Annotated in this window: 23 protein-coding genes and 2 tRNA genes; 14 read left to right on the top strand and 11 right to left on the bottom strand. The window is 56.8% G+C overall.

Annotated elements, in window-relative coordinates; translation table 11 throughout:
- Nucleotides 1-56 precede the first annotated feature (56 nt).
- From R1T46_RS11475 to R1T46_RS11465, 3 genes are all read left to right on the top strand, one after another.
- The gene (locus R1T46_RS11475; protein ID WP_317305442.1) at nt 57-356 is read left to right on the top strand and encodes a YciI family protein; all 300 of its coding nucleotides are present in this window, start codon (nt 57-59) and stop codon (nt 354-356) included.
- Between the two features lie 117 nt (nt 357-473).
- Entirely contained in the window at nt 474-1,145 is a 672-nt protein-coding gene (locus R1T46_RS11470) for a TIGR04211 family SH3 domain-containing protein (RefSeq protein WP_317305440.1), read from the top strand.
- 180 nt (nt 1,146-1,325) lie between these two features.
- Nucleotides 1,326-1,628, top strand: coding sequence for a PilZ domain-containing protein (locus tag R1T46_RS11465; RefSeq protein WP_317305439.1), 303 nt, complete (start codon nt 1,326-1,328; stop codon nt 1,626-1,628).
- 64 nt (nt 1,629-1,692) lie between these two features.
- On the opposite strand, the gene rraA is transcribed toward R1T46_RS11465, so the two are convergent.
- Complete coding sequence (gene rraA / locus R1T46_RS11460; protein ID WP_317305438.1) at nt 1,693-2,175, bottom strand: ribonuclease E activity regulator RraA; 483 nt, start codon at nt 2,173-2,175, stop codon at nt 1,693-1,695.
- A gap of 25 nt (nt 2,176-2,200) precedes the next feature.
- On the bottom strand, nt 2,201-4,594 hold the full coding sequence (gene ppsA, locus R1T46_RS11455) for a phosphoenolpyruvate synthase (protein ID WP_410797362.1): 2,394 nt from the start codon (nt 4,592-4,594) through the stop codon (nt 2,201-2,203).
- A gap of 153 nt (nt 4,595-4,747) precedes the next feature.
- On the opposite strand from ppsA, the gene R1T46_RS11450 reads away from it, so the two are divergent.
- Nucleotides 4,748-5,563 carry a pyruvate, water dikinase regulatory protein gene (locus R1T46_RS11450; protein WP_286810919.1) on the top strand — a complete coding sequence of 272 codons (816 nt, stop codon included), beginning with the start codon at nt 4,748-4,750 and terminating at the stop codon, nt 5,561-5,563.
- 75 nt (nt 5,564-5,638) lie between these two features.
- Here R1T46_RS11450 and R1T46_RS11445 read toward each other — a convergent pair whose 3' ends face one another.
- Nucleotides 5,639-8,563 carry an insulinase family protein gene (locus R1T46_RS11445; RefSeq protein ID WP_317305436.1) on the bottom strand — a complete coding sequence of 975 codons (2,925 nt, stop codon included), beginning with the start codon at nt 8,561-8,563 and terminating at the stop codon, nt 5,639-5,641.
- Between the two features lie 98 nt (nt 8,564-8,661).
- Here R1T46_RS11445 and R1T46_RS11440 point away from each other — a divergent pair, with 98 nt between their 5' ends.
- The 3 genes from R1T46_RS11440 to R1T46_RS11430 all read left to right on the top strand — a co-directional run bounded on the left by R1T46_RS11440 (nt 8,662) and on the right by R1T46_RS11430 (nt 11,722).
- The gene (locus tag R1T46_RS11440) at nt 8,662-9,183 is read left to right on the top strand and encodes a hypothetical protein (protein ID WP_317305435.1); all 522 of its coding nucleotides are present in this window, start codon (nt 8,662-8,664) and stop codon (nt 9,181-9,183) included.
- A gap of 159 nt (nt 9,184-9,342) precedes the next feature.
- Nucleotides 9,343-10,575, top strand: coding sequence for an MORN repeat-containing protein (locus R1T46_RS11435; protein ID WP_317305433.1), 1,233 nt, complete (start codon nt 9,343-9,345; stop codon nt 10,573-10,575).
- Between the two features lie 49 nt (nt 10,576-10,624).
- The gene (locus R1T46_RS11430) at nt 10,625-11,722 is read left to right on the top strand and encodes a response regulator (protein WP_317305431.1); all 1,098 of its coding nucleotides are present in this window, start codon (nt 10,625-10,627) and stop codon (nt 11,720-11,722) included.
- Here R1T46_RS11430 and R1T46_RS11425 read toward each other — a convergent pair.
- The gene (locus tag R1T46_RS11425; RefSeq protein WP_317305430.1) at nt 11,705-12,316 is read right to left on the bottom strand and encodes a nucleotidyltransferase family protein; all 612 of its coding nucleotides are present in this window, start codon (nt 12,314-12,316) and stop codon (nt 11,705-11,707) included. The genes R1T46_RS11430 and R1T46_RS11425 overlap by 18 nt on opposite strands.
- A gap of 107 nt (nt 12,317-12,423) precedes the next feature.
- Here R1T46_RS11425 and R1T46_RS11420 point away from each other — a divergent pair, with 107 nt between their 5' ends.
- Nucleotides 12,424-13,275 carry a 6-pyruvoyl trahydropterin synthase family protein gene (locus tag R1T46_RS11420; RefSeq protein ID WP_075194771.1) on the top strand — a complete coding sequence of 284 codons (852 nt, stop codon included), beginning with the start codon at nt 12,424-12,426 and terminating at the stop codon, nt 13,273-13,275.
- An 81-nt stretch (nt 13,276-13,356) separates the two neighbouring features.
- Here R1T46_RS11420 and R1T46_RS11415 read toward each other — a convergent pair.
- From R1T46_RS11415 to gltX, 3 genes are all read right to left on the bottom strand, one after another.
- Nucleotides 13,357-13,432 (bottom strand) — tRNA-Glu (locus tag R1T46_RS11415).
- 7 nt (nt 13,433-13,439) lie between these two features.
- Nucleotides 13,440-13,515: transfer RNA gene (locus R1T46_RS11410), tRNA-Ala, on the bottom strand.
- Between the two features lie 112 nt (nt 13,516-13,627).
- Nucleotides 13,628-15,112: a glutamate--tRNA ligase gene (gene gltX, locus R1T46_RS11405; protein WP_317305429.1), complete on the bottom strand. Its 1,485-nt coding sequence runs from the start codon at nt 15,110-15,112 to the stop codon at nt 13,628-13,630.
- Between the two features lie 162 nt (nt 15,113-15,274).
- Between gltX and R1T46_RS11400 the strand changes: the two genes are divergently transcribed.
- Nucleotides 15,275-16,252, top strand: coding sequence for a zinc ABC transporter substrate-binding protein (locus R1T46_RS11400; RefSeq protein WP_317305428.1), 978 nt, complete (start codon nt 15,275-15,277; stop codon nt 16,250-16,252).
- Here R1T46_RS11400 and R1T46_RS11395 read toward each other — a convergent pair.
- The 3 genes from R1T46_RS11395 to R1T46_RS11385 form a co-directional block, all read right to left on the bottom strand.
- A complete protein-coding gene (locus tag R1T46_RS11395; RefSeq protein ID WP_317305427.1) occupies nt 16,232-17,146 on the bottom strand; it encodes an AEC family transporter in 915 nt (304 codons plus the stop codon). The two genes, R1T46_RS11400 and R1T46_RS11395, sit on opposite strands and share 21 nt — an antisense overlap.
- An 82-nt stretch (nt 17,147-17,228) precedes the next feature.
- Complete coding sequence (locus tag R1T46_RS11390) at nt 17,229-17,999, bottom strand: SDR family oxidoreductase (protein ID WP_317305426.1); 771 nt, start codon at nt 17,997-17,999, stop codon at nt 17,229-17,231.
- Between the two features lie 41 nt (nt 18,000-18,040).
- Nucleotides 18,041-18,820: a CLCA_X family protein gene (locus R1T46_RS11385; RefSeq protein ID WP_317305425.1), complete on the bottom strand. Its 780-nt coding sequence runs from the start codon at nt 18,818-18,820 to the stop codon at nt 18,041-18,043.
- A gap of 245 nt (nt 18,821-19,065) precedes the next feature.
- Between R1T46_RS11385 and dusA the strand changes: the two genes are divergently transcribed.
- The 5 genes from dusA (at nt 19,066) to R1T46_RS11360 (ending at nt 23,596) form a co-directional block, all read left to right on the top strand.
- Nucleotides 19,066-20,088, top strand: coding sequence for a tRNA dihydrouridine(20/20a) synthase DusA (dusA, locus tag R1T46_RS11380; RefSeq protein ID WP_317308303.1), 1,023 nt, complete (start codon nt 19,066-19,068; stop codon nt 20,086-20,088).
- A 120-nt stretch (nt 20,089-20,208) separates the two neighbouring features.
- Entirely contained in the window at nt 20,209-21,174 is a 966-nt protein-coding gene (gene tal, locus R1T46_RS11375; RefSeq protein WP_317305423.1) for a transaldolase, read from the top strand.
- A 34-nt stretch (nt 21,175-21,208) separates the two neighbouring features.
- Nucleotides 21,209-21,655: a TerB family tellurite resistance protein gene (locus tag R1T46_RS11370; RefSeq protein WP_317305421.1), complete on the top strand. Its 447-nt coding sequence runs from the start codon at nt 21,209-21,211 to the stop codon at nt 21,653-21,655.
- Nucleotides 21,656-21,671: 16 nt separating this feature from the next.
- The gene (locus R1T46_RS11365; RefSeq protein WP_317305420.1) at nt 21,672-22,799 is read left to right on the top strand and encodes a 3-deoxy-7-phosphoheptulonate synthase; all 1,128 of its coding nucleotides are present in this window, start codon (nt 21,672-21,674) and stop codon (nt 22,797-22,799) included.
- Complete coding sequence (locus R1T46_RS11360; protein ID WP_317305419.1) at nt 22,796-23,596, top strand: glycerophosphodiester phosphodiesterase; 801 nt, start codon at nt 22,796-22,798, stop codon at nt 23,594-23,596. Before R1T46_RS11365 ends, R1T46_RS11360 begins: the two co-directional genes overlap by 4 nt.
- Nucleotides 23,597-23,688: 92 nt before the next feature.
- Here the strand turns inward: R1T46_RS11360 and sthA are convergent, their stop codons facing one another.
- Nucleotides 23,689-25,080 (bottom strand): Si-specific NAD(P)(+) transhydrogenase, encoded by a 1,392-nt coding sequence (gene sthA / locus R1T46_RS11355; RefSeq protein ID WP_317305418.1) that lies wholly within the window; start codon nt 25,078-25,080, stop codon nt 23,689-23,691.
- Nucleotides 25,081-25,117 lie beyond the last annotated feature (37 nt).

Genomic DNA, 25,117 nt, shown 5'->3' with positions numbered 1-25,117 from the left:
CATGGCAGTGTACCAGCCAGCTATTACACTGTGTCAGTAAATATCCGGAGATTATCATGTACTACGCCATCATCAGCGAGGATGTCGAAGGTAGCTTGCCACTCAGAGCCGCTGCCCGTCCTGCCCACATTGAACGACTGAAACAGCTCAGAGACCAGGGTCGCCTTCTTGTCGCGGGCCCCCACCCGGCCCTGGACACACCGGAACCCGGTGATGCGGGATTCACCGGCAGTCTGGTTGTAGCCGAGTTCGATTCACTGGCATCGGCCCAGGAGTGGGCTGATGCTGACCCCTATGTGGATGCTGGTGTGTACCAGAAAGTCACCGTCAAACCCTTCAAGGCAGTGCTGCCGTGAAGCCGCGCGGTGGTCTGCGCCTGGCACCATGAGTTTTTTGTAATGAACTCCACCTTGTATGGCCCGGCATCTATGACAAAATTGCGCCTTAAATCGCTGTTCCAGGGAATAAAACCAGTGACGCCATTACGTCTGATTACCTGCATTATCGTTTTGATGGTGGCTGCAACGTCAGCATACGCCAAAACCGTTTATGTCGATGATACGCTCTACGCACCGATCCGAAGTGGCGAAGGAACACAATACCGCATCCTTCACTCGGGAGTCCGAAGCGGGACCTCACTTGAACTGCTGGAAACCTCGGAATCAGGGTACAGCCGGGTACGCACACCGGACGGAATCGAAGGCTGGATGGTGTCACGCTATCTCACAGACAGCCCTATTGCACGCCAACGCCTGGAAGCCACCAACCGGCAACTGGAGCAGGCCCGCAGTGAACTGAGCAATCTCAGGACGCAGCTTGAGGAAGTCACCACTGAGCGGAACGAACTCAGGAGCTCAGAAGAGTCCCTGGAGGCTCGCTCAGGAAGGCTCAGTGAAGAGCTTCGCAATATCAAGGAAGTCGCCTCGGACTCCATTAACCTGAACCGGCGGAATAGTGAGCTTCGCGAAGAAAACCAGAAGCTGCGCAACGACCTGGAAGTTCTCACCGCTGAGAAGGAACGCCTGGAAGCCAAGAAGGAATCCGATTTCATGCTATTGGGTGCAGCACTTGTGCTGCTCGGCGTGATTCTGGCCCTTGTTATCCCGCTGCTCAAGCCTTCAAGGAAAACGGACAACTGGGCGTAAAACACCTCCCCACATGGGGAGGTGTTGGACAGGGTTTTCCGCCAAAAACTATATGTAGTGTTATTTTTGAGACTTAACTACTAAATATAAGAGTTTCTCAAATTTTTATTCCCATGAATTCTTTGACGCTTCCACCCTCAGCATTTATAACTAACAAAACAACAACCGCGAGGTGCCGGGATGTCTGAAACCATGAAGGACTATTCAGAAAAACGCGATTTCCACCGCATGACGATGAACTCGGAAATCGAACTCACAGACAGCAACGGCGTCGCGATTCCTGGCATTTGCCGGGATCTCAGTGGCACTGGCATGCAGCTCTATACGGAAAAGGCGTTCGCCGAAGGAGATGAAATCCACACCCTTCTACCCTCCACCAGTGAGCAGTTTCCGCCATTCGAAACGGTCTGTCGCGTGCTGCGCTGTGTTCCTGACGGGGATGGGTTTCTCCTGGGGATGGAGATTGTAAAGGTAAAACGCTGACCGGTGCGGTCAAGGGAAATGTAGCCCGGTAGAGTACGGGGGAACTACCGGGCAAACGGCCGTATCAGTCGATCTTCAGTGGCTTTTCGGAAACCACGATACCGTTGTTATCGGCATAGATGTAATGGCCAGGATGGAAGGTCACGCCTCCGAAGGTGACCGGCACGTCCAGATCACCCACTCCACGCTTCTCGGTCTTGCGCGGATGCGTACCCAGCGCCTGCACTCCCAGAGCTGTCTTTCCAATGACATCGACATCGCGAATGCAGCCATAGATCACCAGGCCAGCCCAGCCATTATCCGCCGCTTTCTCGGCCAGCATGTCACCCAGCAGAGCGGCCCGCTTTGATCCGCCACCATCGACAACCATCACACGACCGTTACCCGGCAGGGCAACCTGTTCCTTAACGATGGAATTGTCCTCAAAGCATTTCACCGTCACGATCTCGCCCCCGAAGGCGTCCACGCCCCCAAAATTGCGGAAACCCGGCTCTACCACCAGGACTTCGGGGTAATCGTCACACAGATCAGGGGTTACGATAGGCACGCGTACGCTCCTTTTGTCGAAATGGTCAGTCGATTTTCTCGTCAGCAAGGAAGAACCAGGTATCCAGTACCGAGTCGGGGTTCAGCGACACCGAATCAATGCCCTGATCCATCAGCCATTTGGCCAGATCCGGATGATCTGACGGCCCCTGGCCGCAGATACCAATGTATTTATTGGCCTTCTTGCAGGCCTGGATGGCACTGGCCAATAACGCCTTGACGGCGTCATTCCGCTCGTCGAACAGGTGGGCGATGATGCCGGAGTCTCTATCCAGGCCCAGGGTTAGCTGAGTCAGGTCATTAGAGCCAATCGAGAAGCCATCAAAGTGCTCCAGGAACTGTTCGGCCAACAGGGCGTTGGCGGGGAGCTCGCACATCATGATCACACGCAATCCGTTATCACCACGCTTGAGACCATTCTCCGCCAACAGATTCACTACCTGCTCAGCTTCCCCCACAGTGCGGACAAACGGCACCATGATCTCAACGTTGGTCAGCCCCATTTCATTTCGGACTTTCTTCAGCGCCCGGCATTCAAGCTCAAAACAGTCGCGGAAGGTTTCAGAGATATACCGGGAAGCGCCACGGAAGCCCAGCATCGGGTTTTCTTCGTCGGGCTCGTAAAGGGTACCGCCGATCAGGTTGGCGTATTCATTGGATTTGAAGTCGGACAACCGCACAATCACCTTTTTGGGCGCAAAGGCAGCGGCAAGGGTGGATATTCCTTCGACCAGCTTGTCGACGTAGAAGTCCACCGGCGAGCTGTACCCGGAGATCCGTTTCTCCACCGTCTGGCGAATATCCCGCGGCAGGCCATCAAAATTCAGCAACGCCTTCGGGTGAACGCCAATCATGCGGTTGATGATGAACTCGAGTCTCGCCAGGCCGACACCTTCATTGGGCAGTGCCTGGAAGTCGAAGGCCCGGTCCGGATTACCCACGTTCATCATGATTTTGAACGGAATAGCAGGCATGGAGTCGACTGTGTTCTCCTTCAGCTCGAAATCCAGGCTGCCCTCGTAGATCATCCCGGTGTCGCCTTCGGCGCAGGACACCGTCACTTCCTGGCCGTCTTTCAGAATTTCCGTGGCATCGCCGCAACCAACCACGGCCGGAATACCAAGCTCCCGCGCGATAATGGCAGCATGGCAGGTACGCCCACCTCGATCAGTGACAATGGCGGACGCCCGCTTCATCACCGGTTCCCAGTCCGGGTCGGTCATGTCCGTAACAAGAACATCGCCCGCCTGAACGCGGTCCATTTCCTTGATACTGGTGATGATCTTGACCGGGCCACTGCCAATCTTGTGGCCGATACTGCGACCTTCCACCAGGATAGTACCGGTCTCATTGAGCAGGTAGCGCTCCATCACGTTGGCCGAAGCGCGGCTCTTAACGGTTTCCGGACGGGCCTGCACAATGTAGATACGGCCGTCGTCACCATCTTTCGCCCACTCGATGTCCATCGGGCGCTGGTAATGCTTTTCGATGATCATGGCCTGCTTGGCCAATTCTTCCACTTCCGCGTCAGTGATGCAGAAGCGATTACGTTCGTCCTGTTCGACCTTGACCGTTTCCACAAACTGCTCTGCGGCGGGGTCAGTGTGGTAAACCATCTTGATGGCCTTGCTACCCAGGTTGCGGCGCAGAACGGCAGGCTTACCCGCTGTGAGGGTGGGCTTGTGAACGTAAAATTCATCGGGGTTCACAGCACCCTGCACCACCGTTTCGCCCAGGCCGTAGGAGCCGGTGATAAACACGACATCCCGGAAACCGGATTCCGTATCCAGGGTGAACATAACGCCACTGGCAGCGGTCTCACTGCGCACCATCTTCTGGATGCCAGCAGACAAGGCTACCTGTTTGTGGTCAAAACCGTGATGGACGCGATAGGAAATGGCGCGGTCATTGAACAGAGAGGCGAAGACCTCCTTTACTGACGTCCGTACCTGCTCCAGACCCACAACGTTAAGGAACGTCTCCTGCTGACCAGCGAATGACGCATCCGGAAGATCTTCCGCAGTGGCTGACGAGCGTACCGCCACTGCGAGGTTGTCGTTGCCGTCGCGTAGCTTTGCGTAGGCGTCTGCAAGCGGCTGCTCCAGCGCGTCCGGAAATGGGGTATCAAGAATCCACTGGCGAATTTCGGAGCCGACTCGCGCCAACTCGTTCACGTCATTGATGTCCAGGGCGTCCAGAGCGTTGTCGATCTTCTCACGAAGACCGTCTTTCGCCAGGAATTCACGGTAGGCATGGGCGGTTGTAGCGAAGCCACCCGGAACGGTAACACCTGCGTTGGCAAGATTACTGATCATTTCACCGAGGGAGGCATTCTTTCCCCCGACCCGGTCAACGTCTGACATTCCCAGGTGATCAAACCAGATAATGTAATCTTCCAAAGCGTGTCTCCCTTGATTCATTGTAGCAAAGAGCCAAACCGGACAGGTGGAGCTGATTTCAACCCTGTAATTACTGCATTCTCCACTGCGGGCTCTCGAACTTGGCGTGTATGATACTGTAACCTGTGGAATTTACCTAGGGTAGCCGCCAAATACGGAGCCGGACCGCACACCATGAAACGAACCGCTTTCTTTATATCCGATGGCACCGGCCTGACCGCCGAAGCCTTGGGGCACAGCCTTCTGGCACAATTCGAAAAAATCGAGTTTGAACGCATTACGGTGCCATATATTGATGACGCTGACAAAGCCCGGGAGATGGTCAAGCGTATCAATAAAGCGGAGGACACCGATGGCATGCGGCCGTTGGTTTTCGACACCATCGTCAATAGTGATATTCGTGATGTCATCGCCGGCGCAAATGGTTTCATGGTGGATATCTTCGGTACTTTCCTGAATCCATTGGAACAGGAGTTGCGGTCGTCATCATCCTATACCGTAGGCAAGTCGCACGCCATCAACAATGAAGGCAGCTACGAACGGCGCATCCATGCCGTCAATTTCGCGCTGGATAACGATGACGGCGCCCGTACGCGTCATTACGACGAGGCAGACCTGATTCTCGTCGGTGCCTCTCGTAGCGGCAAGACACCCACCTGCCTGTATCTGGCCCTGCAATACGGTGTAAAGGCGGCCAACTATCCCATCACCGAAGAAGATCTGGACGACCAGCAGATGCCGGCCGCGCTGCGCCCCCACAAGGAAAAAATTTTTGGGCTGACCATCGAACCGGAGCGGCTGGCCACCATCCGTAACGAACGCAGACCGAACTCCCGCTATTCATCTATGAAGCAGTGCATGCATGAAATTGAGGAAATTGAGCTGATGTACCGCCGGGAACGAATTCCTTACCTCAACACGACAGCGTACTCCGTGGAGGAAATCTCTACGCGCATCATGGTCAGCACCGGGCTTAAACGGAACCGATAGAGCAGATAACAAAAAGGCCGGCGCCCTCTCCCATAAAGAGCGTCGGCCTTCCGTTTTCAGGTGCTTTCAGTCGCTTTATAGCTCCTGGATTTCCAGCCCCAGTTTTTCAGCGGTATCACGATTTTCGAAGCTGGTGACAACCGCCACACTGGCGCTGTCCGGCTTCAGCCACTCACGGGCGACCCGCTTCATATCATCCAGAGTCACCGCCAGCACGCGCTCCCGGAAACGCGCACGTTGCTCCGGCGTGCGGCCGAACAGGCGGTTGTGGAAGGCATGGCGGGCTGCACCGGCCGGCGACCGTGGGCGATCCAGTTGCCCGATCACGCCGAGAATGGACTCTTCCAGTTCTTGCGGGTCGTGCTGCTCCGTCTGAAGCCAGTCCAGGGCGTTGTCGAAATCCTCCAGCGTGTCGCCTAACCGGGGATCGCGGTAGGAAAAGAAACGGAACGTGCCATTCACGCTGTCCTGACCAGCACCACCACCGTAGGCACCGCCCTTTTCACGAATGGCCCGGTGCAGGTAGCCGTTGCGCAGGAAACCGCCCAACACGGTCAGTGCCGCTGCGTCAGGGTGGTCGATAGCAACCGTGCTGTAGGCTTTGGCACAGAAGTTCACCTGGGTTGACGTTAGCCACGCCTGGCGCGTTTGGTAACTCACGGGCTCAATCTTCCAGGCGGCCCTCTCTCCCGCACCGGAGTCTCCCCAAACGGTCTTCAGTTCCGTTAGCATTGGGTCCAGTTGCTCTTCCTCACCGATCAGCAGGAATTGACGGGACTGGTTCCGAATACGTTCGTGCAGTGCTGCAAGCCGTTCACACAACCTGTCTAGCTCAGCAGGATCGCTGAGGGACTTATCGAGCGCTTTAACGCCACGGATAGCCTCCAGACCACCAAGACGGAACGACAGCCACGCACCCGGACTGATTCCCTGCGATGCCGCCCCCATGGCCAGTGCATGGCCACTGCCTGTAACCGCCTGCTCGCGGCGGGAGCGAATCTGGGCAATTAGCTCGCGCACCCGTTCCTTCTCATCAAATCGGGCGCCATTAAAGACATCGTTCAGCAGGCGAGTCAACGCCTCGCGGTTTCGAGCCAGCGCCTTGCCATTGAAAATGATGTAACCCGCAAGATCCTGAACATCGTTGATTTTTCCCTTGGCGGAGAAAGACGCACTGACGCCACCGGATTCCGCCGAGATACGGTCCTGCATCTGCAGGTAATCCAAGTCACCGCACCCCACTTCCGGAATCAGCGTGGTGTAGTACGGCAGCAACAACAGTTCTTCCTCAGTCAGGTTCGGTACCGGAAGGATCACCTGCTCGTACACCAGGCCATTGGTACCGCGGGCATAAATGGTCGCAGGCATGTCGCCGGCGAACCGCGACTCCGGTTCCGGCAACTGCAGGGGAACGTCGGTCAGGTCAACCTTCGGCAAGATGGAATCGTCGTCTTTCCGAGTCTGCCGCTCTTCCAGGGCCTGGGCGCGCTCGACAATCTGGCGTACTTCTTCGTCCGTCAACGAGGCCTTGCGGCGGGCAAGGGCATCGCGAATTGCCGCCTGACGACGACTCTCCAGCTTGTCATCCGGGCGCAGTGTCAGGGTCACGCGGTGCGGATTTTCCAGTAGCTTGCGGCGGATCAGACCGGGCACATATTGAGGATCCCGGATTTTTTCCCGCATATCCGCCAGCACCGGCTCCAGATCAAGGAGCTCAACTGGATCACCGCCATGAACCATTGGCGAAATCGCGGTCATGATCAGCTGCAGACCGTACGGGAAGCTATCACCGGCAATCTCGCGCTGGTGCAACTCCAACTGGTGGAGAATGGCTTCCAGGCGATCCTCGCTGACGCCCTCTTCCACTACCTTGGCCAACGTCTGTTCGATCAACGCTTCAAGGTCGTCCTGCTTGTCCGGGTCACTGCCCTCAATGCCACACACAAAGGTCATTTCACGGTTGGAGTCCTCGAGGCCGCACATGGGGGATGGCGATTGCCCGATGTCGGTCGTCTCCAGCGCCCGCATCAGGGGCGACGCACTGTTTTCCAGTAACACGCTGGCCAACAACTGGCCTTCAAGATTCTCCTGCAGGTCAAAACTGTGGCCCAACAGCCAGCCCATCACGATGTGAGTCTTCTGGCCGGTATCCTCACCTTCACTGACGGCGTAACTCTGATCCACCCGGACCGGCGAGAACATCCGCTTCTCATCCCGCACCGGCAACTCTACGTCCAGCTGATCAAATCGCTTGAGGGCCAGTTCTTCAAAGCGTTCATGATGTTCGTGGGCCGGAATATCCCCGTAGGTTGCAAAGATCGCATTGCTGGGATGGTAGTGATGGCGGTAGAAGCGCAGCAAATCGTCGTAGCTCAGGTCCACAATATGGTCCGGCTCACCGCCGCTGTTGTAGTGATAGGTGGTGGTCGGGAACAGGTGGCTGGAAAGGTTCTGCCACAACTGTGAAGTAGGCGCGCTCATGGCGCCCTTCATTTCGTTGTAGACCACACCACGGTAGACCAGGTCGGTGGACGGATCGTCTGGCGTATCGAACTCGAGGCGGTGACCTTCCTGCGCGAAATCCAGCGGATCCAGGGATGAGAAGAACACCGAGTCCAGATAAACCGTCAACAGATTGTCGAAATCCTTGCGGTTCATACTGGCGAAGGGGTATGCCGTCCAGTCACTGCTGGTAAAGGCATTCATAAAGGTATTCAGGGACCGACGAATCATCATGAAAAACGGATCGCGCACCGGAAAACGCTCGCTGCCACACAGCGCCGTATGCTCCAGGATATGAGCAACACCGGTGGAGTCCATGGGGAAGGTTCGCAGGGCCACAAAGAACACGTTCTCATCGTTATCCGCCGCCAAGTGCAAGTGTCGGGCACCCGTTTTGCGGTGACGGTATTCCTCGACCGTCACGTTCAGCGTGCTGATCCGGTGACTGCGAAGCTTTTCAAAGGCCGGATGGACGGTGTTTTCGATCACTGCAGCCATTCAAACTGTCCTGTCTTTAACTAAATGGGGATTGTAGGGTAACACGTACTTTCTATTATCATGCACTAACCCGAAGCCACAAGGCAGCACCCGACTCCATGACCAATGACCCCCATGGCATCCAGACACCCGACACCGCGCCCAAGGCGGCCAGATCCGCCCCACAGCCCGCCGGCAATCGCCGCGCCATCCACGCTCCGGAAGTGGCCGCCTATTGGGCCGAGCGTCGACGCTACCTGGAACGCATGCGCCGCGTTCCGGAAATAAGGCAGCGTTACTGGCGCGCCATCGGCATGTATCTGATTCGCCGGGTGCTCTGGTCCTTCGGTTTCTTTCCGGTTTTTATCGCGTTCTGGGTGCCGTTTGTGCTTTCCAGCTTCAATCCGGTGGTCATGGCATCCGACCTGATCCCCTTACTTGAAGGGTTCGTTGACGCCAACCCGGAAATTCAGGCCAATACCCTGAGCACGCTGGTCATCGCCTGGGCATCAATCGGATTCTTTTTTCTGGTGTTCGATTTCGTGTTGACGCCGTTCAAATCCCCTTACGAATACGAAGCAGACGTCTACATGCGCTCCTGGGAACAGCTCAACCATGACCAGCTTCCGGACAAAGTGTGATTTGTCCTGCATTCTCGTGAACTTCCGTGACTTTGTGTTACATGACATTGCCCCGACTGGGTAAGATGAGGCGGTGTCAGTCCTGAACCCCGTTGAACAACGACAATGAAACGGGCGGGACACTGGCAGTCACACGAATGCAGAATTGAGAGGTTGTCCATGGTCGATTTCAGGCCCCTCCTGTTTGTCAACGCTCTGGCACTGATGCTTCTGGTGACCGCAGGCTTTGCGTCTGTCCGCGATGACTTGTCCAGGGATATGAAACTGGTAGCCACCGCCCCGGACACCGAAGAGGCCATTGCCCGTGCGGCCACGGACACCCCAGTAAAAGCGCGGCGTTCGGACGAACTGTACCAACAGGATACCAGGGAAGACATAGCGGAAGACGACCCCGAACTGCCTTTGGAGAGCGATGCCCTGGCGGCATCCGGAGAACCATCAGGCGAAGACTCCGGGACCACTTCCGCTTCCAGCCGTATTAACGCAGAACCTTTTTCCGTTCCCGACCTGCCGGAAGACCCCACGATGCTGGCGATGGCGGAACCCGTGTCTGCCATACCGGAAACCAAGACTCTAAGCGATTCACCGGAGCCTCCTACCACCGGGCGGCTGATACTGCGCTCGAATGTCGTCGGCGATAACGTCACCATCAATGGTAAGGACCATGGCGCCACACGGCTGGACCTGGAGCTGACCCCGGGGAAATACGACGTCACCATCCGCAAGGAAGGCTACAAGCCCTGGCAACAGTCCGTGGCAATCGCCGCCGGCAATGAAAAAACTCTGATGGGCAAGCTGGAAGCCTATACGAGGGTGAAGTTCCGGAACGGCACCTGGGTTGGCGGTGTTAAAACCGGCGATGGCACCTATGAAGCCGCCGACGGACTTCGGTATGAAGGGCATTTCGTGGACGGCGCATTTGATGGCAAGGGCACGCTCACCATGGCCAATGGCGACATTCTCACCGGACAATGGTCAGGGGGCAAGCTTAACGGTCATGGCTCGCTGACCACATCGGACGGCATGCTCTATGTCGGCGGCTTCAAGGATGACGAGTTCCATGGTGAAGGCACTCTGACCTACCCTGACGGGCGCCACTACGAAGGGGAATTCTCCAACGGCGAGTTCCACGGAAACGGTAATGAAGTCTTCGCCGATGGAAAAAAATACGAAGGTCAGTATATTGAAGGCTCGTTCCACGGCAGGGGGCTACTGCTGAACCCCAATGGCAGTTCGATTGAAGCGACCTTCCGTTACGGCGAACCTTACGGACAGGTACGCCTGACAACAGCGGCCGGGGAGGTCTTTACCGCCCGCACCAAGGAGCCCGGTGTTTGTTATCGGGAGAAAAGCTACCGGGCCACCCAATGCCCGACACTTGAAGGCTGGTAAACGCCCGCCCGATAATGAACACACACGCTGTAAAGGTTGAGGTTGTGACATGGCGATCAAGAATGCACTCCTGGTAGACGACTCTAAAGTGGCTCGATTTGCCCTGAGCAAACTGCTGGAAGGCCGGGACATGGAAGTGAACATGGCTGGTTCGGCAGAGGAGGCATTGGACTTTTTGAGCTCCCATCAGCGTCCAGACGTGATTTTTATGGATCACCTTATGCCGGGCATGAACGGTGTGGAGGCCGCCAAGGCCATTAAGGGCAACCCGGACACCGCAGCCATCCCCATCATCATGTGCACCTCCAAGAAATCATCGTCTTTCATGGAGGAAGCTCGCAACTTCGGGGTTTACAACGTTCTGACCAAACCACCACACACCGAAGGGCTCAGCCTCGTTCTCGAGCAGCTCAACAGTGATGTGACCGAAGGCAACCTGCCCGAACCGCCTGAACTGGATGCTGACTCAAATGAATTGGACGACGACATCCTGGATCTTCCCTCCGATGCTTCCCTGGAAATATCACCAGAACCCGCCGATGGGCTAAAAGCAAGTAACAACGGCGGCCCTCAGGTTGTGCCCCTGACTAGCGACCTGATCGAACAGATTGCCCGCTCAGCGGTAAAAACCCACATTAACAACCGCCTGCACGAGTTGCTCAGCTCTCTGTTCGACGAGCAATTCGACCATCTAAAGCGCGTGTTGGACGAGTCCGGCAAAAAACAGGAAGCCGCGATTGAGGAACGCCTGAACGCGGTGACAGAGATGATCGACGAGCGCACTCGCAACCTGCGCGACGATGTTGCCGCGGAAGTCAACCTGAACCTGGGCCGGGAACTGGCGGATCTGCGTAAAGACCTTTCTCGCAATACCGGCTTCACCAGTGACCACATGGCGGAGCTCAAGGATCACATTACCAGCGTACAAACCATCGATACCGAGTTCTGGCAGACCTTGCAGTCTGAGGCTATCCAACAGGCCCATGAAATCTCCCGGGAAACCGCTGAAGATATCGCCCAGCGCACCATTGACCTGTTCGTGGCCCAACAGCGCTCCGCCACCTCCCGCATCTACACCGTCGGCCTGGCCGCCAGCCTTGGCATTTTTGCGGTGGGCATCGCCTGGCTATCAGGACTGTTCGGCTAACTCGCCGTTGATGCGACGCCAGTCCTCGGGCACATCCACGTCCGACTCGGCGCCGGCCATGGCCAACCGGGTCGCGCCATGTCTTGCTAGCACGGCCGCTGCTCCCCTGTCCCCTTCGAGGGCCATGATTTCGGGCCATAAACGTCGGGGAATGTAAGCCGGTGCCCCCGGTTTTCCCTGTAGGTCGGCAGCAGCGGGCTGGGACGGGGTCATTCGCGCCACTTTGGCGAGCGCAAGCATCGCATCCGGCGGGATTAGTGGTTGATCCAGCAGCACCACAAACACACCTTTCACTCGCGGCCCAAGGCTTGCCATACCGGTTTTCAGCGAGGCAGACATCCCTTCCTGCCAATCCCGGGCGACCACCCAGGCCGATGGCTGGCTCCGGCAACGATAGCGGACCAGGGGATACCAGCCACCAGCGACCACCGTGACAGGTCCGCCAAGCAGCCGGGCCTGAACGATGGCATGGCCCAACAGCGTGTCTGAACCCACCGGCAACAGGGCCTTTGCACAGCCCATTCGTCGCGAAGCGCCCGCAGCCAGAACCAGCACAGCAAACGTATTATGGTTATCCGAGTTGCCCTGGCTCACTCACCTGCTCCTTGTTTTTGCCCCGCACCACACGCAAGACTGCTAGCGTTAGCGAATTTTTGCTAGAATCCGCCCATCTATCAACCTCATCTTGCCGGACACCTCCGATGAATCACCTTTTTGTAGACAATCTGACGGTTATCGACTTCGCCTACCTGGACGCATCCAGGGGACTGGTGGGGGAAAGCTGGATTGTGGATGTGGTACTCGGTGGTGAGTTGGATGATCAAGGTATGGTGTTTGATTTCAGCAACGTCAAACGCACTATCAAACGGGTCATCGACGAGCGCGTGGACCACCGACTGGTGATCCCGAGAGCCTACAAAGGGCTTGAGTGGAATGAGGATGAGCCAGACAGTTTCACCTGGCATCTGACAGACGGAACCCGGATTCTTCACCGGTCCCCGGACGAAGCGGTGGTGTGGCTGTCGTCTGACCGTGTAGTGCCCTCTGCCGTTGCCCGGCTGTTGGAGCAGGAGTTACGGGCAGTCTTGCCGGCAAACGTGACGGATGTGGATATTGCGTTGCGTGAAGATGTGATTGAAGGTGCCTACTACCACTATGTTCACGGCCTGAAGAAACACATGGGTAATTGCCAGCGAATCGCCCATGGGCATCGCTCGCCTATTCGGATCGACCGCAATGAGCACAGAGATCGGGATCTTGAGAACCAATGGGCCAAGCGGTGGCAGGATATCTATGTGGGCTCCGAGGAGGACGTAACCCAACGCTGGGTGGCCGAGGATGGCACGGCGTACGTCACCTTTGAATACGAGGCCAATCAGGGGGAGTTTGCACTGACATTGCCGGAAAGCCGGGTTTATATGCTGGATTCGGATACCACGGTGGAGCTCATCGCGGCGCACATTGCCGGGCAGTTGAAGTCCGAGTTTCCGGAGGACGCCATTCGTGTCAAGGCATATGAAGGCGTCGGAAAAGGGGCTATAGCGTCCCGCTGACATTTCCTTCAGACACAAAAAAACCGCCCGAAGGCGGTTTTTTTGATGGCTTACCGGCGGACTAAACCGGTTGAGCCGTATTGGCGTCCCCTAGGGGGTTCGAACCCCTGTTGCCGCCGTGAAAGGGCGGAGTCCTAGGCCACTAGACGAAGGGGACTAGAAATTGGTGGAGCCAAGCGGGATCGAACCGCTGACCTCAACACTGCCAGTGTTGCGCTCTCCCAGCTGAGCTATGGCCCCTCAACGGCTGCGTATATTAAGGATCGACCCTTGGGGCGTCAACCTTTTTTCCAACGTTTTTTCAGTTTCGTGAACATCCCTGTTCTGGTCGCTTACTAATTCAACAGATTGGTTATTCCGCCAGCAATGCCGCGTATTCTTTTTCCACCCGCTTGGTTTCCTTCTTGGAGAATCCACCCATTATCTCAAGGGCATGGCGCAGGCGAGACCGGGTCATGTCCGGACCAAGGATAGCCATGGAGTCCAGAACGGACCAGGAGTTAGGGGTACCGGCGACAGCGACGAAGATGGCGAACATGAAATCACCCATCTTCAGCTCCATGGCTTTGGCCAGAGCTTTGACGTCGGCAAAGATATTCTCTTTGCTCCAATGGCGCTGGGCTTCCAGTTTCCACAGGGTAAACTGGAGCACCCGTTTGACCTGGCCTTCATCCAGTTTGTTGTGATCGAAGTCTTCCGGCTTGAGGTTGAGCATGCCGGAGAACATGAACGAGGCCATGGGCGCCACATCGCTGAACACTTCCGCCCGGCCCTTGATGTGAGGCACCAGATCCCGCAGGGCCTGTTCGTTGAACCACCAGTGGCGCATGCGCTCGACGAACTGGTCGTCGCTGAGTTCGTCACGAATCCACTGGCCGTTGAGCCAGCGCAGCTTTTCCACGTCGAAAACCGGGCCGCCCAGGGAAACACGCTGGATGTCGAAGTTTTCGATCATTTCATCCAGGGTGAATTTCTCGCGCTCATCCGGCATGGACCAGCCCATACGGCCCAGGTAGTTGGTAACCGCTTCCGGCAGGAATCCCATGCGCTCGTAGAAGTTGATGCTGGTGGGGTTCTTGCGCTTGGACAGCTTGCTCTTATCCGGATTGCGCAGTAGCGGCAGGTGGCACAGTACCGGCATGTCCCAGCCAAAGTATTCGTACAGCAATTTGTGCTTGGGCGCAGAGTTGATCCACTCTTCTCCACGCAACACGTGGGTGATTTCCATCAGGTGATCGTCAACCACATTGGCCAGGTGGTAGGTGGGCATGCCGTCGGATTTCAACAGGATCTGACTGTCTACCTGGGACCAGTCGATTTCGATGGTGCCGCGCAACATATCGTCGATTTCACAAACGCCGTCTTCCGGTACTTTCATCCGGATAACATAGGGGTCACCGGCATCCAGGCGACGCTTGACCTCTTCTTCCGGTAGCTCCAGATCACCCTTGATACCCGGATTCAGGCCCTGGGCCTTGCGCTCTTCGCGGATGGCATCCAGCTCTTCCGGTGTGCGGAAGCAATAAAACGCATGCCCCTGGGTGACAAGGTCCAGCGCGTATTGACGATACGAGTCCTTCCGCTCTGATTGCCTGTAAGGGCCATGGGGGCCACCTACGTCAGGGCCTTCGTCCCACTCCAGCCCAAGCCAACGCAAGGCATTCAGGATGTCCTGTTCAGATTCCTGCGTACTGCGAACCTGATCCGTGTCTTCAATCCGCAGGATGAACTGGCCACCGTGCTGACGGGCAAAGCACAGGTTAAACAGCGCCACGAAGGCGGTGCCAACGTGGGGATCCCCGGTGGGAGACGGTGCGATTCGGGTACGTACGGTCATGAAAACATCCTGATGGTGTCAGCCTGGAAAAGGCTATGCGTTAAAAGCCACGCATTATACCGGCCATGGCCGGATTTCGCATGGTCAGGCGATCCCCCTCTTCATTCGTCGCTTTTATTGTTATATTATAACGTACCATTAATTTTATAGAGTCTCAGTTACATGACCACTAGCCGCTTTACAGGCCTCATCGCATTGGGTGCAGCCACGCTCCTGGCATCCGCCAGCACCCTGGCAGGCACTCAGGTTGTCACCTCCCTCAAGCCCATCGAACTGCTGGTGAGAGCCATAGCCGCTGACGATGTGGAAATCACCACACTGGTCCAGCCTGGCGCCAGCCCGCACAACTACTCAATGAAACCCTCACAACGCAGGGCACTGGAAACTGCTGACGCCATTTTCTGGGTGGGCCCTGAGATGGAAACCTTCCTGACACGGCTGCTCGGCGGAAGCGAGTTCCGGGACCGCACTTACTCACTCATGCACGGTGATAACATGCCGGAAGTGCAGTCAGACAACGATCACGGTGACCATGACGAACATGGGCATCATAACCACCATAACGACCATGAAGAATCAGGCGGTCATGACGACCATCGCCACGATCACGGCTCCGGAGAGGATCCGCACATTTGGCTGGATCCGGCTCTGGCAGTTGAGATGGCGCGGGATGTCCACAGAGTACTCGCAACCCTGGAAGGCGCCAATACCAGCGTGCTTGACGCCAATCTGGCGCGTTTCGAGCAGGCAATCGCCGAGGCCGAGGCAGCCATCACTCAACGCCTGGACCCCGTTCGCGACATTGATCTCTTCACCTACCACGATGCATTCACCCGCTTCGTGGGGCACTACAACCTGAACCTGGAGGGGATTCTGACGCTGAACCCGGAACTGTCGCCAGGTGCCGGCCACATCGCAGAAGTCCAGGAAAAACTGCGCAACGCCAATCAACCCTGCCTGCTGACCGAGCCTCAGTTCAACCGTCAATGGTGGCGCTCGATCACCGAAGGTCTGGACATAACATTCAGTACCTGGGACCCACTCGCCACCGATATTGAAACCGATCAAGACGGCTACATCGTCTTTCAACAGAGCCTTGCAGACGCTGTGCTCAAGTGCTTACCAGAGGATGCCCAGTAGCAGGGGAATAGTCACCATGGCCAGCAAGGTCTGGCCACTGATGATGCCCGCCATCAAGGGTGCGTCACCACCGAGTTGGCGCGCCAGTATGTAAGAAGAAGTGGCTGTTGGCAGCGCTGCCAGCAGTATTGCCACCTGAACCATCATCCCTTCCAGGCCCAGCAACAGGGCCAATCCTGCCGTAAGCAGCGGAAAACCTACCAGCTTCGCTACCGAGGACACCAGAAATGGCATGGAGGCGCCGCGTAGCGCCTTTAGCTGCAGGCCAGCACCCACCGTCATCAAGCCCAGCGGCAACGCGAGGTCACTTAATGGCTCGAGAATACCGGCCACCAGTGGATGGAAGCCAATCTGGAAATAGCTCCAGAACATCCCAACCACCGAGCCAATGATCAGTGGGTTGGAGACGACAGCCTTGAATACGGGCTTCAGTTTCACCGCACCCTGCCCCGCCACCACGGAAAACATCAGGATGCAAAGCAGGTTCAGCAACGGCACTTTCACTGCTACGGCAATGGCAATCAGCGACAGGCCGTCATCCCCTAGCAACATACCTGCCGTTGCCAGGGCAACATAGGAGTTGAAACGAAGACTACCCTGGAATACCGAAGAAAATACCGGCCCCGGCCAACGCCAGAACCACTGCAGGGCAACCAGCAACAACGTCATGACCGCCAGCATAGCAACGATCAGAATGAGAATATCGCCGTAAGCTGACGCTGGCACCTGAGCCTGGCCCAGCTTGAAGATCAACATCGCAGGGAAGAGAACGTAATAGGTAAACCGCTCGGCCTGGGGCCAGAAATCGCCCCCTGGAAAATGCCAGCGCCGGAAAAAATAACCCAACAGGATCAACACAAACACCGGCAATAGAGCCTGAATCATGACCGGCATTACACAGTTCTCCCGAACGCTCCATGGACAAGGTATGAAAGAGTATCAAAGATAGCCGTCTGTCGCCTTGCACGGAAGGCAACTACGGACGCCAGAGTTTGCTCAACACTCGTCGGGTCACTGAGGTCGGCGCGGATTTGGCAATGGGCCACAATGCTTTGAACTGCATCGAAATCGGTCGATGCAGGCGCGGCTGCTCTACCTGAGCCCACACCTGCGCTGCAACAACGTCCGGAGTCAGGTTAACGCCCAGGCGCTCAAATAAACGGGATCCCTGCTCGTTCTGCTGCACCATGCCGGTATTCACGAACGGAGGCATCAGATCACACACACGGATACCGTGTGGTTCCCATTCAATATCCAGGGCCTCGGTCATCGCACGTACCGCGTGTTTACTAGCGGAGTAGGACGCGAAATCCGGAATCCCATAGGCGGCAGACGCTGAACTCATATTCACCACCTGGGCACCTGGCGTTGCCTTCAGATACGGAAACGCGGCGTGCAAAACCGTCATCAGTCCAATCACATTAACCTCTACCACGGCCCGATGCGCGGCCAAGCTGATCTCCTCGAACGGCCCAACCTTCAGAATGCCAGCATTATTGTGAAGCAGCCTTAACTGGCCTCCCGTACGACCGGCAAACTCTGCGAGCCCTTGCCTGACCGACGTCTCGTCCGTCACGTCCATAACGTGGGTACTGCACTGCTCATCCCCCAGCTCACTCCTAAGTGATATCAGGGCCGTCTCATCCCGGTCCGCAGCACCGACAAACCATCCCTTGGAGGCAAAAAGACGGGCGGTCTCAAGGCCAATACCGGCGCCAGCACCAGTGATAAAAATGCAGTCGTTCATGAGGCAACCCTATCCTTGTTATTGAATTGGTATGGATGATCTCAGGAAGCAGATGACAGAGATTGGCCAACAGGGCCAACTTCAGCGTGCTCGCGGTAAAGCGCAGCACCCAGCGCCATAAAGTAACACTGAAATGCGTCGTTAATTCGCTGGCGCTGATGCCCTTCCGGATAAAGGCCTGCCTTGGCCTCGTCGGAGTATACTGTGCCCCTGACCAGAAAGCTGTTCTGAGGGTGGCTGTCTTCAACAAATGCTTCAAATGCCCGGGCACAGAGTTCTTCAGGCCTCGCGTAATAAAGCACCTTCATCTGCGTATCCGCCCGCTTCGAGCACTGAAACAACGAACTGGGGCTGGTGCCATCCTCATTCAGCAAGATGGCCTGAAAACAGGCGCCCAATCGTTTGTTGAGAGGATGTTCCTTCTGGTCGGCGCTATCCAGCCAACCACTGGACGCGAAGCCGCCACTCGCCAGGCCGCGGAACGCCTTATGCCCCATGTAATGATCGAAAGCGTGAAACCATTCGTGGGCCAGACTGCCTGCCCCCGCATTCTTCGCCAGCGCCAATTGCCGGGTTGCAGGGATGTAGTGCGCGGCAACGCCCGGCCGGCCGCCGATCCCGTACTGCAACCCCAGTGATCCACGCAACGAGATCAGATGTTCCGGGCCCTGGAGGATACTCATAAGATCGCACAAAGCCTCATAGAACCTGCCTGCCGCCCGGTCCCGTTCAGGCGGCGCAACCCAACGACCCACTTCAATGCTCCGAAATTCGAACCGGCGCCTAACGTCAACAAAAGATACCGGGCCTTGTCCAGTCATGACGGATCCACCTGCCTGGTTGAAGTTTTGAAAGGCTGAATCGAGCATGCCTTCGACCCAACACTGATTATTTATACAGTATTTTGTCGCGCATTGATCGCCACGTCAACGACTCGTGAATCCAGCCGCGACATCCGTGTTTACACTACCTTTCGCACACCCCCTCACGCCAAAAGGTGCGTTTTCCTGATAAACTGTGCCCCCTCGAATCACTTGTGAACGGTATAACTGAGCAGTCAATGAACATGAACGCGCCCCAGGAAACTCCCACTCTGAAGCCCTCCCGCCGCTTCTGCGTGGCCCCGATGATGGACTGGACCACCAGCCACTATCGCTATCTGGCGCGCCAACTCAGCCGGCACACCCTGCTGTACACCGAGATGGTCACGACCGGCGCACTGATCCACGGTGATACCGCTCGATTTCTGCGGCACGATCCGACGGAATACCCGCTGGCGCTGCAACTGGGTGGCAGCAATCCGCAGGAACTGGCCCATTGCGCCAAACTGGCTGAACAGTACGGGTTTGATGAAGTAAACCTGAACGTGGGCTGCCCCAGCGACCGGGTACAGAACAACATGATCGGTGCCTGCCTGATGGCACACCCCGATAAAGTCGCTGAGGGCGTGCAAGCAATGATCGCCGCCACCAGCCTGCCGGTAACCGTCAAACACCGTATCGGGATTGATGGCCGTGAATCCTGGGACGACCTTTGTGAGTTTATCGAGAAGGTATCCCAGGCCGGTTGTCGTACCTTTATCGTGCATGCCCGGATTGCCGTTCTCGAAGGCCTGAGCCCCAAAGAAAACCGGGACATACCGCCGCTGAAGTACGACTGGGTTTATCGCCTTAAAGCCCGCTACCCGCATCTTGAGATCATCATTAACGGTGGTATCAAGACCTTTGCCGAATGCCGGGAACACCTCGAACACACCGACGGCGTCATGCTCGGGCGCGAGGCCTACCATAACCCCTGGCTGCTGGCTGGCGTGGATACCGAGTTTTTCGGGCAGCCCATGCCGATTTTTTCACGGCACGAAGCATTACGAGCTGTATTACCATTCATTCAGAGTGAACTGGACCGTGGCGTTTACCTCAGCCACATCTCTCGTCACCTGATGGGCCTGTTCCACGGGCAGCCCGGGGGTCGCCAGTTCCGGCGCTACATCAGTGAGAACGCCCACAAGCCCGGGTCCGGCATTGAAGTCATCGAACGGGCCATGGCGAAAGTTCCCGAGCCTGCCGAGACCACGGTAGTGCCAGCCTGAGCACCTTGTTACCTTAATACTGCCTTGTTCCTGTCAGAGCGGCCCGTTATTGTAGGCGTATGACCCAAAGCGCCCGCCAAACGGGCGATCAATAACAAATCGATCAGGATGACAGGACGAATGACCAGTAAGCTCGAACAACTAAAAGCCATGACCACGGTGGTTGCAGACACCGGGGACCTGGAGGCCATTGCCCAGTGGAAGCCGGAAGACGCCACCACCAATCCGTCGCTTCTTCTCAAGGCTGCGGCTTCCGATGCCTACCGCCCGATGCTGGACGAAGCCGTGGCAGCCGCTCGCGAACACGGCGGTTCCGATGCGGAGCAGCTGACCTACGCGACTGACATGTTGGCCGTACTGGCAGGCAAGCAGATTCTCGGGCGCATACCTGGCGTGGTTTCAACCGAAGTGGATGCCCGGTTGTCCTTCGATACCGATGCCACCCTCGCCCGCGCACGTCGCCTGGTCGAGCTGTATGACCACCTCGGCATGGATACCAGCCGGGTGCTGATCAAGATTGCGTCCACTTGGGAAGGTATTCGCGCCGCTGAGCAGCTGGAGAAAGAGGGTATACACTGCAACCTCACCCTGCTTTTCTCTTATATCCAGGCCGCTGCCTGTGCCGATGCCGGCGCCTTCCTGATCTCGCCGTTCGTGGGCCGTATCCTCGACTGGCACCTGGCCGCGACGGGTCGTGATGCCTTCCCGGCGGCAGAAGATCCCGGTGTCCAGTCGGTTACCCGCATCTACAATTACTACAAGGCCAACGGCTACAAGACGGTGGTGATGGGCGCCAGTTTCCGCAACACTGGCGAAATTGAAATGCTGGCCGGTTGTGACCGTCTGACAATCAGCCCAGCCCTACTTCAGGAACTGGAGAACGATCCCGGCGCGCTGACACGCCAACTGTCCGCTGAGGGAGCGAAGAGCTCTGACCGGCCGGGCGACATTGATGAACGCCTGTTCCGCTGGGAGTCCAACGAAGATGCCATGGCCACGGAAAAACTCGCCGATGGCATACGTCGCTTTACCAACGACCAGATAGAACTTGAGAACCGCGTCCGCCGCCTGTCCCAGGCCGCTTGACGCCAGCAATCCCATGGAGGAGAGCCCAGACACCATGATTGAGCGCCTGAAGAGCCTGTTTGGCTCACCCGAAGATGAACCGACGCAGCCTGACAGCCACCAGCTGGCGGTGGCCGCCACCGCCCTGATGGTGCAATTGGCCCGGGTCGACAACGATCAGGACGACGAGGAGCTCAAGACCATTATCAGCTTCGCTGTCGAAGCCCATCAGGTCACCCGTGACGAAGCGGAAGAGATCCTTCAGGATGCGCTCAGCCACGCGGATGACGCCACTTCTCTTTACGAATTTACCGGCATGATCAATGAACAGCTGGACCAATCGGAGAAACAGCGACTACTCGAGAGCATTTGGCGGGTGGCCTTCGCCGACGGGCGCATAGACAAGTACGAAGAACACCTTATTCGCCGCATGGCCGATCTGCTGCATCTTAACCACAGGGAATTCATGCAGGCCCGCCATCGCGCTGAAGGCACTGACTGACTCTCAAGGAGCAAGTATGTTAGCCATTCTTCACCCGGATACCGCGCTGGACAGCGAAGCCTATTGCCAGACCATGCATTTTCTGGAGAACCTGCCAGGGGTATCGGTCAGGGTACACGAGGTCCAGGGTGCCAAGCAGCGTCTGACAGAGGTGTACCTGCTGGGTGACACCAAATCCCTGGACAAGGACGAGATCGAGGCCCTGCCTGCCGTGGAGCGCGCCATACGCATCTCCGACGACTACCGGATTCTGGGGCGGCACAAGGACGATAGGCGCCAGAGTGGCTTCACCTACAACGACGTAACCTTCGACCAGTCCAACCTCAACATTTTTGCAGGTCTGTGCGCCGTTGACGTGCCCGAGCACGTGGAGCAGATGATGCAGGCCCTTGAGGACAACGGCCAGGTTTGCACCCGCATGGGTGCCTACAAACCCCGGACCAACCCGTACTCCTTTCAGGGCCACGGCAAGGGCTGCCTGCCTTGGGTATTTGAGAAAGCCGGCAAACATGGCATCAAGGTGATTGCCATGGAGATCACCCACGAGAGCCACATTGAAGAGATCGACCGCTGCCTGGAGCAACTGGGCCGCCCCACCGGTGTTATGCTGCAGGTGGGCACGCGTAACACGCAAAACTTTGAATTGCTCAAAGCCATTGGCCGTCAGAGTACATACCCTGTGCTGCTTAAGCGTGGCTTCGGTATCACCCTGAATGAATCCCTGAACGCGGCCGAATATTTGGCCAGCGAAGGCAACGCCAATGTGATCTTCTGCCTGCGTGGCATGAAAACCGAAGCTGGGCAACCCCACCGCAACATGGTGGACTTCGCCCATGTGCCAGCGGTAAAGCGCCTTACCCGCATGCCAGTATGTGTGGATCCGTCTCACTCGGTCGGCAGCCGCGAACGCGCACCGGACGGTGTTCTGGATGTGATGCACGCCACCGCACAGGGCGTAATTGCGGGCGCCAACATGGTACTGGTAGATTTCCACCCTAAGCCAGAGAAAGCCTTGGTGGATGGCCCTCAGGCACTGCTGATGCGGGAATTACCGGCGTACCTGGAAGACATTCAGCTGTGCCACGACACCTGGAAGCAACGCCAGAAAATCTATAACCGTCTGAAGGAATCTTCCCCAGAATGATCGTGTATGGACACAGGGGCGCAAAGGGGGAAGCCCCCGAAAATACCCTGGCCGGCTTTACCCACGCCTACCGCCACGGTGTGCGGCACTTTGAGCTTGACCTGGTGCTGTCAAAAGACGGTACGCCAATGGTCATTCACGACCTGACCGTTGATCGCACCACCGGACAGGAAGGCAGCGTTGCAAACTACACGGCATCCGAGCTGGCAGACATGGACGCCCGGCGCAACACCACAGCCTGGCCGCGGAAAGCAGGCATTCCCACGCTGGAGGCGTTACTCAACGAATTTCCGGATTTCGAGCACCTGCAACTGGAAGTGAAGAAAGACAACCGTCACCGACTGAACGTTCTGTGCAATCGCCTGACAGAAATCATTCAACGTCGCGATCTTTACAACCGAGTGGTCATTACCTCCTCCGACAACTGGTTCCTGCAGGAAGCTCGCCGCCGGGACCGTAGGGTGCGGATCGGACTAGTAACGGACCGGAAGTTTCCGAGACCGGTCAATACCGCAGCCCGCTTGCATTGCGATTTTCTCTGTATCGGCTGGCGCATCTGCACCAGGCCCATCGTGGACGATGCCCACAGGCGGGGTATGCACGTGTCCACCTGGACGGTAAACCGCATTCACGACATGGTTCAGCTTGAAGCCAAGGGCGTCGATAGCATTATCACCGACTATCCTACAAGCACGCGGATGTTCTTCGACAATCGCGAGAAATCCGCCCTACACCTCCCCACTCCCCAGGATAACGCCGAAGACAGCGACAGCACCCGCCCAGTGATCACCAGTTAGAAACAGAAAACCCGTGCTGAAACCGAAGATGCCTCAGGCATCATGGAACAGCACGGGTTGTTGTGAAGCAGCCTGGCTGCGCCAGAAACTCGTCAGAAAATCCGATTCAAGCCGTTGAGCGCCGCTACCCGATAAGCCTCAGCCATGGTCGGATAGTTAAAGGTCGTATTGATGAAATAGTTCAGGGAGTTGGCTTCGCCTTCCTGGTTCATGATGGCTTGGCCGATGTGAACGATTTCCGCAGCCTGGTCGCCAAAACAGTGAATCCCCAGGAGTTGGCGGGATTCGCGGTGAAACAGGATCTTGAGCATGCCCACCGGGTCCCCGGTGATCTGGGCCCGCGCCAGGTCCTTGAAGAACGCCTGCCCCACCTCATAGGGAACCTTGGCTTCGGTAAGCTCCCGTTCGGTTTTACCCACCGAGCTGATCTCCGGCAGGGTATAAATACCCGTCGGCACATCCGATACCAGCCGGAAATAGTCATCCTTCACTATGTCGGAGGATGCAGAGCGGCCCTGATCGTAGGCGGCGCTGGCGAGGCTTGGCCAACCAATCACATCACCGGCCGCGTAGACATTCTCCACCTCGGTTCGATAATGGTCGTCAACTGCCAACTGACCACGACCGTTGGGAGTCAGACCGATGTTGTCCAGGCCGAGTTTTTCGGTATTGCCGCTACGGCCATTGCACCAGAGAAACGCATCCGCACGGATTTTCTTGCCGGATTTCAGCGACAGCACGACCCCGTGGTCATCACCATCGACCGACTCATACTCTTCGTTGTGTCGAACCAGCACTCCGTTATTGCGCAGGTGATAACTCAGAGCGTCCGAAATCTCATCGTCCAGGAACGTGAGCAAGCGGCTTCCAGGGTTGATCAGGTCCACCTTCACACCCAGACCTGCGAAAATCGAGGCGTATTCGGAACCTATAACACCCGCACCATAAATGATCAGTGTGCGGGGCGTGTGGGACAGATTCAGAATGGTATCCGAGTTGTAGATACGATGGTGACGGAAGTCCACATCCGGTGGAAGATACGGACGAGAGCCGGTTGCAACAATGGCCTGCTTGAAGTGGAGGATTTCGTGGGATTTATTACCTCGTATCTCGAGCCGATTGCTATCGATAAAGCTGGCGCGGCCGTTTATCAGATCCACGCGGTTCCGTGCGTAGAACTGGGTTCTCAGCTTGACCTGTTTACCGATCACCTTCTGCGCATTTTGTAAGACACGGGGAAAAGAAAACCAGCGTGGCTCGCCAATATCACGAAACATCTGGTTGGTGTTAAAGGTAATGATCTGCTTGACCGAATGACGTAACGCTTTGGAAGGAATGGTGCCCCAGTGGGTGCAGTTACCGCCAACGGTGGGCTTGTCCTCGATGATTGCGACACGTTTGCCGTGTTTCGTCGCGTTCATCGCTGCACCTTCTCCCGAAGGGCCCGCGCCGATAACGACGACGTCGTAATGATGTTCTGCCATTCTGCAGTGACTCCTTATCTACGTCGTGAGGGAGCCT

This window comes from Marinobacter salarius, assembly GCF_032922745.1.
In the GTDB taxonomy this organism is placed as follows: Bacteria; Pseudomonadota; Gammaproteobacteria; order Pseudomonadales; family Oleiphilaceae; genus Marinobacter.
This window is presented reverse-complemented; position numbering and strand designations above follow the sequence as displayed.